14 protein-coding genes are annotated in these 10,567 nt (G+C 58.5%); 10 read left to right on the top strand and 4 right to left on the bottom strand.

Annotated features, from left to right (window positions below; translation table 11 throughout):
* Positions 1-293, bottom strand: a 293-nt coding sequence (locus AC1D2G_RS32930) for a hypothetical protein (RefSeq protein WP_477419238.1), incomplete at its 3' end; no start/stop codon positions are given.
* Between the two features lie 380 nt (positions 294-673).
* Between AC1D2G_RS32930 and AC1D2G_RS32925 the strand changes: the two genes are divergently transcribed.
* The 4 genes from AC1D2G_RS32925 (at position 674) to AC1D2G_RS32910 (ending at position 3,444) form a co-directional block, all read left to right on the top strand.
* A complete protein-coding gene (locus tag AC1D2G_RS32925; protein ID WP_477419236.1) occupies positions 674-931 on the top strand; it encodes a hypothetical protein in 258 nt (85 codons plus the stop codon).
* Positions 928-1,053: a hypothetical protein gene (locus AC1D2G_RS32920; protein WP_477419234.1), complete on the top strand. Its 126-nt coding sequence runs from the start codon at positions 928-930 to the stop codon at positions 1,051-1,053. The genes AC1D2G_RS32925 and AC1D2G_RS32920 overlap by 4 nt, the downstream gene beginning before the upstream one ends.
* 160 nt (positions 1,054-1,213) lie before the next feature.
* The gene (locus AC1D2G_RS32915; RefSeq protein ID WP_477419233.1) at positions 1,214-2,083 is read left to right on the top strand and encodes a PRC-barrel domain-containing protein; all 870 of its coding nucleotides are present in this window, start codon (positions 1,214-1,216) and stop codon (positions 2,081-2,083) included.
* Between the two features lie 896 nt (positions 2,084-2,979).
* Complete coding sequence (locus tag AC1D2G_RS32910; protein WP_477419231.1) at positions 2,980-3,444, top strand: hypothetical protein; 465 nt, start codon at positions 2,980-2,982, stop codon at positions 3,442-3,444.
* Positions 3,445-4,158: 714 nt separating this feature from the next.
* Here AC1D2G_RS32910 and AC1D2G_RS32905 read toward each other — a convergent pair.
* Entirely contained in the window at positions 4,159-4,971 is an 813-nt protein-coding gene (locus tag AC1D2G_RS32905; protein WP_477419229.1) for a hypothetical protein, read from the bottom strand.
* Between the two features lie 124 nt (positions 4,972-5,095).
* Here AC1D2G_RS32905 and AC1D2G_RS32900 point away from each other — a divergent pair, with 124 nt between their 5' ends.
* The 5 genes from AC1D2G_RS32900 to AC1D2G_RS32880 all read left to right on the top strand — a co-directional run bounded on the left by AC1D2G_RS32900 (position 5,096) and on the right by AC1D2G_RS32880 (position 8,675).
* Positions 5,096-5,935: an ATP-dependent DNA ligase gene (locus tag AC1D2G_RS32900; protein WP_477419227.1), complete on the top strand. Its 840-nt coding sequence runs from the start codon at positions 5,096-5,098 to the stop codon at positions 5,933-5,935.
* Positions 5,880-6,398 (top strand): hypothetical protein, encoded by a 519-nt coding sequence (locus AC1D2G_RS32895; protein ID WP_477419225.1) that lies wholly within the window; start codon positions 5,880-5,882, stop codon positions 6,396-6,398. The genes AC1D2G_RS32900 and AC1D2G_RS32895 overlap by 56 nt, the downstream gene beginning before the upstream one ends.
* A 13-nt stretch (positions 6,399-6,411) precedes the next feature.
* Complete coding sequence (locus AC1D2G_RS32890) at positions 6,412-6,825, top strand: phage holin family protein (protein ID WP_477419223.1); 414 nt, start codon at positions 6,412-6,414, stop codon at positions 6,823-6,825.
* Complete coding sequence (locus tag AC1D2G_RS32885; RefSeq protein WP_477419221.1) at positions 6,806-7,477, top strand: hypothetical protein; 672 nt, start codon at positions 6,806-6,808, stop codon at positions 7,475-7,477. Before AC1D2G_RS32890 ends, AC1D2G_RS32885 begins: the two co-directional genes overlap by 20 nt.
* A 286-nt stretch (positions 7,478-7,763) precedes the next feature.
* A complete protein-coding gene (locus tag AC1D2G_RS32880) occupies positions 7,764-8,675 on the top strand; it encodes a YihY/virulence factor BrkB family protein (RefSeq protein WP_477419219.1) in 912 nt (303 codons plus the stop codon).
* A gap of 8 nt (positions 8,676-8,683) precedes the next feature.
* Here the strand turns inward: AC1D2G_RS32880 and AC1D2G_RS32875 are convergent, their stop codons facing one another.
* Positions 8,684-9,586, bottom strand: a complete 903-nt coding sequence (locus AC1D2G_RS32875) for a DUF72 domain-containing protein (protein WP_477419217.1) — start codon at positions 9,584-9,586, stop codon at positions 8,684-8,686.
* Between the two features lie 121 nt (positions 9,587-9,707).
* Between AC1D2G_RS32875 and AC1D2G_RS32870 the strand changes: the two genes are divergently transcribed.
* The gene (locus AC1D2G_RS32870) at positions 9,708-9,950 is read left to right on the top strand and encodes a lysozyme inhibitor LprI family protein (protein WP_477419246.1); all 243 of its coding nucleotides are present in this window, start codon (positions 9,708-9,710) and stop codon (positions 9,948-9,950) included.
* Here the strand turns inward: AC1D2G_RS32870 and AC1D2G_RS32865 are convergent.
* Positions 9,905-10,504, bottom strand: a complete 600-nt coding sequence (locus AC1D2G_RS32865) for an outer-membrane lipoprotein carrier protein LolA (protein WP_477419215.1) — start codon at positions 10,502-10,504, stop codon at positions 9,905-9,907. The genes AC1D2G_RS32870 and AC1D2G_RS32865 overlap by 46 nt on opposite strands.
* Positions 10,505-10,567: the final 63 nt, after the last annotated feature.

The raw sequence follows: 10,567 nt of genomic DNA, 5'->3' as shown, positions 1-10,567 counted from the left end.
AGATTGTAGCTCGGTTCCTCACAGTGATAGACGCGGCATTGGCCGTCGCGGGTTGGAACGGCGGCGGACATCGGCACGTCGGGCCAGTCGCACTCATTGCCGAACTGGCGCACATAGCGGTCATATGTGTTGGGGCCGGTGGTCAGCACCACGGCGTGCCGGCTCTGGATCAACTGCTGAAGCTGCTCGCAGCTCATCGTGCGCGTGTCGGGCCGAGCCTCGGCGACGCTCGTGGCACAACAAACTGCTATCCCGGCAAGAAAGGCGATCGACGGACTTTTCGTGGCCAACATGACGGAACTCCCGATCATGGTCCGCAGCATCACGCCAAAGCTTCGCTCCCGCAAGGGCGCGCTTGCAACAACGGGGCATGGCTTAGCCACAGGCAAGCGCCAGGACGCGCGGGGCGCGTCGGCGGTGTAGGAAGAGCGGGCGACGAGAAACGCGCGCTGGCGGGCTCTGTAGCACTGAATCAGACCCTCCCGCGCCTAAGGATATCGGCAAGGTGCCCCATAACGGGTCAACAGGTCTGGCACCGCAATTGCATTGACAGACATGGGGTTGGGGTACCCGTCGCTTCGCAAATGAGGCGGCGGGCCTTACTTGCGCACTTGCTAAAATAATGAGATTTCCATGAGGGAGCCGTTGGGGGAACGGCCAGCGGGGTAAGCCAGTGTTTTTTCCGCAGTTCCTGGTGGGGATGTTCACCACGTCGGCAGTAGTGGCGATCTGGACTTACCTGGCAACGGGTTCGTTCTGGAGGGCGCTGGCCTGGACCTTCCTCGCCTTGATCATATTGCAGGTTGGATATCTGCTGTTGGCATATGGCCTTTTCTATCTACGCCCGACGAAGGGCATAGAAGAAAAACCGGAGCCTCCTCAGCCCATTCGTCGCGATGGTGGTGTTTCATCACCAGGCGGCCGACCATGACCGACAAGCCGGCCACAACCTACGTCGTGAGCGTGTTCGAGAAGCCGCATTGGCGCACCGTCATCACAACCAAGGACAAGCAGGCGGCTTTGGATATATGCCGACAACTCCGCTGCGGTTAACGCGAGTCACCCCAGCCATCTCAGGCGACTTCCGAATTCCAAAGGGAACTTCGCATCTTGCGGGCCGTTGTGACGTCGCAAACTGTGCCGCGTCCAGCCTCCCTGCAATGGTTCGGCCGAACGCGGCGTGCATCAACTCTAACGCACAAGGAAACATACCATGATCAGCAAACTTTTGGCTACCAGCGCAATAGCAACCCTGCTGTCGTCTGGCCTGTGGGTATCAGGGGCCGCCGCAGAAGATGCCACCAAACCTGCCACCGCTACGACCACTGCGGCGACGGCGCCGGCGGCCGTTGCAGACGGCAGCCTGGTCACCAAGATCATAGGCGCCGACGTCTATGATAGCGCCGCAGACAATGCCGAGAAGATCGGTGATGTCAAAGACATCGTCCTCTCCAAGGACGGCAAAGCCAAGTACATCATCATCGGCGTAGGCGGGTTCCTGGGTTTGGGGGAAAAGAACGTCGCCTACGATTTCAGCAAGGCCGAGTGGGTCGAGAAGAAGGGTGATCGCTGGTTGGTCGCTAAGACCACCAAGGAAGACCTTCAAGCGCAAAAGGATTTTGACCTGAAGGTCTACGACACGGCAGCGGCCTCGAACACAAATGATGTCGCGGCTACCACTGCCAACAATGAAGCGGCCCCAGCCACGACGGACAACACCGCCACCGCGGCAATCGACAAGTCTTCGCTGACCGAGATGCCGGTGGACAAAATCAGCACCAAGGATTTCATTGGCACCTCAGTCTATGGAGCGGACGATGCAAAACTCGGCGAGATCGGCGACGTCGTCCTGGGCGGCGACAAGAAGGTGGATGCCGTGGTCGTCGACGTCGGCGGCTTCCTCGGCATGGGCGAAAAGCCAGTTGCTGTTGGGTTGGAGAAATTGAAGTTCCTGTCCGACAAGGATGGCAACCGATATCTCTACACAAACTTCACAAAGGCCCAGCTTGAGGCGCAGACTGCCTATGACAAGGGCACCTACGCGCAGGATCGCGACAAGCAGCGGATCGTTGTTGGCCAGTAGATCCCAACGTGGCCTGCGCTGATTAGGCGCGCGATAACGGCTTCTGGCGCGAGGCAATGGAACATTAGGCTTCTCTAATGGTTACCCTAACGGCAGGGGTCACCAACGCCTCCGCAAGCCCCGCGATCCCTAGGGGCGGCCCGCCGCTGCCGTGAATGGAGCGGCGGGTCTCTTACATCGTTGGAGGACGGACGGAGCAATGACCCAAGCCGCTGACGACGCGCGATTCGCACGGCGCTCTAACCGGGAGAAATCTCATGCAACGGCTTATGTTCACCTCAGTTGTAATCGCTTTGTCGGCTGGCCTGTCGTTGTCACAAGCCGCCACGCCCGTTCAACATAAACACGGTATCAGAACGAATTATGGTGCGGCCGGCGGCATGAAGCTGGATCCCACCATAACGGGCGGCACATCGAAACCGAATGCGGCGAAGGATTGTGCCACGGGCCAGCAGCCCTCAGCGCCTAGTCAGGCGACAGTGGACGCGAAGGGCGCCGCCCCTGGCCAGATGGAAAAGACAGCTGCGCGCTGCTGAACCATCGGCGCGCACTCGGTAATGGAAACGCCCGCCGCCTATAGGGAATGGCGACGGACTGTAAGCCGAATTCCTCGGCAAGGCTGCGAATAGACATCGACAGTCCAGACGATATCAGAATGGTTCTGGACGTTGCTCAAATGACTGGAAGCTCGGCGCTAGCCATCCGTAGGGAAATGGCCGGTGCGGTTGGGCTCGCATTGGGGGACCACACCGGCCATTTGCGGGAAGGGGTCCAGGCCCGCGTTGCCTAAATTATTGGAACGGCAACGGGCGGGTTTAAACCAACTAGGAGCACTTTTCGCTGTCTGCATCGTTGTCAGATCTGGACGGTATATGACGCAACGCTAAATCAATCCCATGATACGCTTTCTGCCGAGCCTCGTTCCGGTCCTATTTTGCAGCACGCTTCAGGCCCAAGCGTGGCAGCCGTTCGGTGTCAGGCAGCTTGGCTTCACATTCGATGTTCCCCCGGGTTTTGTGCTGACGCAGCGGTCCGACCAAGGCGCGGCTTTTCAGGGCGAAAACGATGCCCTCCTCGCAGTGTGGGGCGCCAGACTTGGGAACGCCAGTTTTCGCGCCGAGATCGAGCATCGCATGATTGAGGACGAAAAGACTGGCTGGAAGCTGACCTATCGGCGCGTCACCACGAGGTGGGCCAGTTACTCCGGTGTCAAGGAAGGCCAGATCCGATATGTCCGCGCTATCGCGGTCTGCAACGACCGAGCCGCGCTCTTCACCATAAATTACAGCAGGTCGGAAAAAATCCCGTACGACCCGGTTGTTGTACAGATGGTGCGATCCCTGAAAGCGGAAGGTTGCTAAGCTGATCCCGCAGGAATCTCGCAGCAAGCGCTCGCCGGGTTGGCACCCAGGCAACCGCACTCTCGCATCTGTAGGCGCACACATGGATCTCGGCCTAGGGGCTATCGTTGCGGCCTAGATATTGGTGACGGCTTCGAATGGTTTTCAAGCAGTTTCGATGACCGCTGAAGCCTCGAAGATCTTTGCTTGGTCGTAGGTTCCACTTTGGCAACAATCGGCCTTTTCGCGATGAGGTAGTCAGCTCTATTTGTCCGGTAATCTTCTTTATGGATTGGGGTTGTCATCTCGATCTTCCTCCGGGTGAAGATGAAACGCGGCCGAGCACCTACTCGTTCCGGCGTTAGCCTTTCGGCCAATCTATTCGCCGGACGCATCGTACAATGCACGGGTCAGCTAACAGCGAGAGCCATTCTAATGCCGACGCCGAGGCCAATAGCGAGGCCAATGAGCAGCTTGCTGGTAAAAATCGAGGGCGATGCGCCGACAGGGCACCACACGTCCCACAGGGCTCTCTGATGGCGTGGGAAAGGTCATCGAAGATCGTTTCCATGGCCGGATTCTAACTCCCATGCCGGCGGGGCGTCACGGACAGCCGCCGGTGGAAAATGACCTCAAAATTTTACTGTCCTGCGTTGCTTTGGCCGGTATCTCTCGATGAGCCTGACCATCCCGCAGCGGTCGGCGCTTCAGATCCACGGTCAACGCCGGAATTCTTTACTTGGCCCATTGCGGAACGTGCAGCAGGTCACGCAGGTGGATCGGCAAGCTGGGCGAAGCGCCCAATTCGGCGCAACTCGCCTCCCATCGCCCGAGATACTCACCGATCGGCACACCCGTGCGGCCGCGCCAGCGGTTGAGTGCGCCGAGCGCCTCGACGCACTGCGGCGCGCGGTCGTATGCGGCAAGGATGGTCACAGACATCGCCCGGGCGAACGGATTGAGGGCGGGCATCTCAATCTCGCCGCGATGGTCGGCGAACCACGCCGCGGCGTCGCGCGTCAGCCCCTGGCTGCCAGCCAGCGCGGAATAGCCTCGGATGATATTCTCGCGGTACGCGACAATGGCATCGCCGAAAGCGTTGTCGCCGGCGAACGGTGGGTTCTCCTTCCAGTCCTTCGCCAGACGCCCGAGGCCGCGCAGCGAGAGTGCTTCAACCATGGCTTCCTCAAGCCACTGGCAGGGCGTTGCCGGCTTGGCATCCGGCTGCCAGCTGTTAGCAAACACGTGGCCGAGCTCATGTCCGAACTGGTAGGTTAGCTTCGACCAATCGCGCTCCCCGATGTCGACAATGATCCAGGCCATGCTGCTGCCGTCGGGATGCAGCCAGACCGCCGGCGTGCCGGAAGTGTGCTCGTCGACACGCAGGCGCGTCGGTTGGCGGTCGGAGAGCAGGCGGACGCCGTCAAGGCATGCATGCCGCATGCGCTCGACGACCTGATCTGCCGCGCCCTCCAGCATGCGGCCCCAGTCGCCGGCAAGCTCGATGGGAGCGGTGAGGAGGATATTTGAAGTTTCCGCCATCGTCATCGGTTCCTAGTTGGACGTTTGTTGATGCCCAACGCCCGGCCGGCCCCTTTGTTGCAGCTCCGGTTTCCGGTTTTGGAACCATTTTAGCTAAAGCTGATTGAATCGCGTTTTCGTGAGTCAGTTCATGCGTTTGACGTTCATTGAGCCGTTGATGCCGACCCTGGTGGAGAAGCCGCCCAAAGGCGACGATTGGATTCACGAGGTCAAGTTCGACCGCTACCGGCCGCAGATCATCAAGGATGGCGATGGCGTGCGCATCTTCACGCGCCGAGGCTTGGACGGGACTGCGAAGTACCGGGACCTAGCCTCGCTCGCGGCCTTGCTCAGGGTCGATAGCTTCATCATGGATGGCGAGATCATCGTGCTCAACGATGCCGATATCTCGGACTTTGGTGAACTGCGCAAAGCCATCATGCGACGTCAGCACGATTTGTATTTCGTTGCCTCCGACCTCCTGCACCTCAACGGCCACGATCTGCGCGACATGCCTCTAGAGGACCGGCGCGAGATCCTGGCCGAGATGATCCCGCCGGACCTCCGCATCCAGTTCAGCCAGGCGTTGCCGGGCGATGCAGCGTCGATCTTTCAACTGATCGATCAGGCTGGGCTCGAAGGGATGGTTTCGAAACGCAAGGACAGCAAATATCGCAGTGGCAAATCGACGGCATGGCTGAAGACCAAGGCCTATTCGATCGATGAATACGAATTGCTTGGGGTTGAGCGCGAGCCCGGCAAGCCAGCCTTCGCGCTAATGGCGGAGCGCGGCACCGGCCGCTATGTCGGCAGCGCCTTCATCACCTTGAACCGGGCGATGCGCGAACGGCTAGGCACAGATGGAAATATTGTGCGAAGGCAGGAACCGTACGTGATTGGCGAAGTTCAACTTCAAATAACAGGAGTGAAATATCGTGAACACGTCAGACACAAACGACTTCATCGCATCGGGGCCAACCAACGAGAATGAATGGCAACGTGATGCCAACCGGGCCGGCAAAAGCAAGGAGGCGCTCGGCAAATTGAAGACAAGCGCGGCCGAGACCGCGACCCACCTCAAGAGCGCTGCGGCCTCGGTGTCGACCGACGCCAAGGATTATGCCGGCTCAGTTGCTGCCGATGCCGCTGGTGCGTTCAAGGAAGCGGTCGAGACGAACAAGACCGCCGGCGCCGATGCGATTGCCAACATCGCGCACTCCGTCAAGGAGGCCGCTGACGGGATCGAAAAACAATCGCCTCAGGTCGCGAGCATGGTGCGCAGTGCGGCCGAGGGTGTGGAACGAATCTCCACCGACGTCAGAGATCGCAACGTCGGCGAACTGCTCGACTCCGTTACGAAATTCGCGCAGCGCCAACCGGCGGCGTTCTTTGGGGTCGGGATCCTCGCCGGTGTGATGCTCACCCGCATCATGCGCAGCTCGGATCGTTCCTGAGAGAGGCTTGCAGATGGATGATGGTATCGATCGCCGGCCCTTCAGCAGCATCGTCATCGAGGCGCTCGAGAAATTCGCCTCGTTGATGCGCCTGGATGTGCGCCTGCTTAAGGCGGAAATGAAGAGTAAGACTTCGACAATCGTCTCGTCCGGCGCATGTGGGATGGCGGCCGTTGCCCTGTTTATTCTGGCATCGTTCGCCATGGTCCAATTCCTGATCCTGGCGATGATCTATCTTGGCATCAGCGCCATATTGGCCTGCCTGATTGTTGGCGTCGTCTTGTTTGGCGGAGGCTTGCTCTCCCTTTACCTGGCGAAGCGGGCGCTTATCGGATGGACTATCACTCCCATTGAGACCGTAAACCAGGTGCGCAGCGATCTCGCTGCATTGAAGCAGGGGATCCGCTATGGCACCACGCAACGATGACCTCCGCGAGATTATGGCGCAGAGCCGGGTCGAACGTCAGGCCCTGTTCGGGCCTGTCAGTGAAATAAGCCGCCGCGTGCAGCCCAGGCATTTGGTCGACGTGACTACCCGGTATGCCAAGGACAAGGTTGCCGGGGTTGTGGGTGGCGTCTCAAATGCCATCAAAGAAAACGGCGGCACAGCGGCTGCGGTAGCACTCGGCGCGGTGGCGGTATTTGATGCCGGCAGAAGAAGTGCTGACGGCCGCACACCGCCAACGAACCGCAGTGGATTCCCTTGGGCGAGCGAAGCACACGTGGGACGGAAGGGCCTGGGCGATGCGACCACTCCAAGGGTGCAACCCTCGCGACAGGCCGTCACCAACGCAGCTCGGACCAAGGTGCTCGCCGGATCAGTTGGAGGGCTGTTGATTGGCCACGTGATTGGCCGGTCGTTTGATCCAACCGCAACAGAACGTGAGCTGTTCGGGAAAACGTCGGGCGAAGTCCAGGAAGTAGCCTCCGAATTTGTTAGTCAGCATTTGCATGGCGCAAAGCTTGTAGCGGCCCAAGCCTTCGGTTTCGCAAGATATTCCGCCGCGTTCCTGGCGATAATGGCGGCGGTGAGCGATTATTTCGGGCGCTCTGAGGGCAGCGGCGATCCACCCACCTGAGCGCTCACGCTTCAGCAGGATTTGGTCAGTATCGGGAGATCGAGGGAGTGCGCAGCACTTCTCACCTCAGCCTCACGGCAGGTTGTCCACAAAGAGTTCCGATCCAATCCCTGAACCCACGGGCGCGCCCAATCGGAACATCGAAAGTTCCGGCGCATTGCTACTGGACGCCATTGCAAATGCCTACGGACGCAAAATGCGACCCTCGATCACAAACGTATGGGCCTTGGTGAGAGAAAGCGTAGTCGGCTTCGTCAACGACAATGCGCTTAGCCATGGGGCGGCRATGGCTTTTTACGCCGCCACCTCCCTGGCYCCAATTTTGCTRATYGTSGTCGCTATTGCAGGCCTCGTTTTCGGTCAGGATGCGGCTCAATTGGCTTTGTCCGCGCAAATCTCGGGGCTGATGGGGCCAGAAAGCGCAGATCTTCTTCAGACCGCGCTGGAGAGTGCCTCGAGCAGATTATCCGGAACCTGGGCCGCGGTGATCGGAATTGTGACGTTGTTGGTGGCCGCATCGGGCGTCTTTGGCGAAATGCAGCAATCGCTAAATTCGATTTGGAAGGTCGAACCTCAGGGGAGTTCGTTGTCGCGTCTAGTCCGGGCCCGTGCAGCAAGTCTGGGTTTGGTCGCTGCGCTGGGTTTCATGTTGCTCGTGTCGCTCGTTGCGAGCGCAGCGATCGCGGGACTGGGAAACATCATCAACGCTCACCTGCCGTTTGGCACAATCGTCCTCGGCATGATCAACGCGGTCGTCTCGTTTGTACTGATCTCGTTGATGTTCGCGGCAATCTACAAAGTTTTGCCAGATCGAACCCTCGAATGGCGCGACGTAGGGATTGGTGCTGTGGCGACCGCTGCCCTGTTCACCCTCGGAAAATCACTTATCGGCTGGTATATCGGCAGTAGTGCGATCGCATCCTCGTATGGGGCCGCCGGTGGACTGCTCGTCATACTCCTGTGGGTGTACTACTCATCGGAGATCTTTCTTCTCGGCGCCGAATTCACTCGCGCCTATTCCGTTCGACACGGCAGCAGGTCCGATCTGGACGCGCTGGTTCACAGTGCTTCGCCCGCAAGAGACGTCCCATTTCGTGCAACGAAAACGTCCAACTCTGCTGGCGTGGTGGCGCTGTTGGCGGTGGCGTGCGCGAGCGCAACGATGACCGCGCTTATGCTAGGTCTTCGCCGCCCCTAGGCGGTTGATCATCTGAGGGTTTGTTCCTCTAGCAAGCGCCGCATTGCCAGGGCGTTCCTTGGCGCAAAGCCCTCATAGTCGTTGTTGAAATAGACCCAGGCTCTTCTTGCCCCACTGGCGCGGATCTTGTCAGACCATCCGCTTAGCTCGTCTCTGGTGTAATCATGCCGGTACCAGCGCTCTGGACCGTGGAGCCGCAAGTAGACATCCTCCGCTGTACGCACGAGGACATCCGGAAGACGAGGGGCGCTGCATGAGCAAAAGATTGTGTTGGTCTCCCGAAAGGCCGAGTATACGGTCTCGTTCCACCAACTGGCGTGACGAAACTCCACCACATTGCGCCGGGCCGGGTCGAGTTGGCCGAGAATGCCGTTCAGTCGTGCCTCGGTGAAATGGTAACTGGGCGGGAGCTGGAATAGAAAGCAGCCCATTCTCTCACCGAGGACATCGGCGATCATTCCAAAATCCTTTACGAGGGTTTTGGTCCCCTTGAACCTCTTGATGTGGGTAATCAGCTCACAGACTTTTACCGTATAGACGAAACTGCTGTTACCGGGTTGCCGAAGCCAGCTTGTGACGTTTGTGATGGTTGGCCATGAATAAAAGGATGCGTTGATTTCGACAGTATCGAATCGTTTCGCGTAGTAGTTGAACCATTCGCTTGTGGGCATATCCGTCGGATAAAACTGTCCCCGCCATTTCCAGTAAAACCATCCCGAGCACCCGACATAGGCAGATGCCTGCAGACCCGAGACGGTATCACGCTCTGCTATTGCCCCGGCCAATCGGGCGGTATGCATCTTGTCGGCACGTCCAACGTTTTCAATTCGCTGCTTCTCTCTGCGCAGCCTACGCCGCTCACGGCGCTCATCGGGTCCAAGTGCTTTCCGTTTGATGGCTTCCGAACCCATGAAATTACCCTTTCCGCCTTAACGCGGGGCATGGCCGGATGGCTCCGTTCAACTTGTTAAAGTGGCCCCTGGGCGGACCGCTGCCGATCACGGGACGGATCCAAGTAAAAGTCTGGTGTCGATGCGACGATGCGACCAGCCTTCGAAAACGTCAGGCCGCCCTGACGAGTGCGCCGATGCCGCGTTCAAGAAATCCGATACGAAGCTCAATGAGCTCTACAGGCAGATCGAAGCTTGCCTGAAGGACGATGCTGATACCAAAAGCGACCCTGGCTGCGTCCCCCGGGGTATCGGGAGAGAAGTGTCGAACCACCAACTTCAACGCGACTTCGCTGAGGTGTTGTTCTCCCGGTTTGCCGCGTAGTCGATAGTAAAGGTTCCCTCGGCAACGCGAACGCCCTGCTTCACGTTGAAGATTGTCACCGTCGTGGTCAGTCCCTTCTCGTCGATAAGGCTCCACTTACGCAAGTCGAGATTTTTCCTGTCAAACATCATAGAGATATTGGAATTACCGAATGACGATTTGTCAGATAGTTTAATAATTATCAGATCGCCTTCCTCCCTGATGCTTTTGAGCCGGCTCCCAGAGAGGTCGACCTTATTGTCGAGTAGCAGCTTGAGTGGCGTCTTCGAGAGCGAATAAAGCCGCGAGGTCTTAAGCCTCTTATTATAAACGACTACCGATTTGCCATCGGCAATGACGCTGATCCCCGATTGGCCGGCATAATTGAATCGGATCTTGCCCGGGCGTTGGAGAAAAAACCTGCCACTGGTCCGTTCCGCCTTTGGGCCGGACTGGACGAAGTCTCCAGACATGGATTTTATCGAGGAGAAGTGATCGGCAATCGCCTGCGCGTCTACCGGTGCAGCCGGGAGCGCAGTTGTAAATCCAAGATTTGTCGCGGCAGCGCCGACCATGACGAAACACCAACGAAGCAGTCTTTTCCTCTTAGAGGCCATAGAATTGTCCAAGTTCACGTA

This window comes from Mesorhizobium sp. P2_C7 (assembly GCF_056404515.1).
The sequence above is the reverse complement of the archived record's forward strand: the minus strand, read 5'-3'. Positions and strand labels throughout refer to the sequence as shown.

Coding starts and splice junctions, on each gene's coding strand:
- AC1D2G_RS32920 (WP_477419234.1), top strand. CDS start 928: ATGACCGACAAGCCGGCCACAACCTACGTCGTGAGCGTGTTCGAGAAG.
- AC1D2G_RS32915 (WP_477419233.1), top strand. CDS start 1,214: ATGATCAGCAAACTTTTGGCTACCAGCGCAATAGCAACCCTGCTGTCG.
- AC1D2G_RS32910 (WP_477419231.1), top strand. CDS start 2,980: ATGATACGCTTTCTGCCGAGCCTCGTTCCGGTCCTATTTTGCAGCACG.
- AC1D2G_RS32905 (WP_477419229.1), bottom strand. CDS start 4,971: ATGACGATGGCGGAAACTTCAAATATCCTCCTCACCGCTCCCATCGAG.
- AC1D2G_RS32900 (WP_477419227.1), top strand. CDS start 5,096: ATGCGTTTGACGTTCATTGAGCCGTTGATGCCGACCCTGGTGGAGAAG.
- AC1D2G_RS32890 (WP_477419223.1), top strand. CDS start 6,412: ATGGATGATGGTATCGATCGCCGGCCCTTCAGCAGCATCGTCATCGAG.
- AC1D2G_RS32885 (WP_477419221.1), top strand. CDS start 6,806: ATGGCACCACGCAACGATGACCTCCGCGAGATTATGGCGCAGAGCCGG.
- AC1D2G_RS32875 (WP_477419217.1), bottom strand. CDS start 9,586: ATGGGTTCGGAAGCCATCAAACGGAAAGCACTTGGACCCGATGAGCGC.
- AC1D2G_RS32870 (WP_477419246.1), top strand. CDS start 9,708: ATGCGACGATGCGACCAGCCTTCGAAAACGTCAGGCCGCCCTGACGAG.
- AC1D2G_RS32865 (WP_477419215.1), bottom strand. CDS start 10,504: ATGGTCGGCGCTGCCGCGACAAATCTTGGATTTACAACTGCGCTCCCG.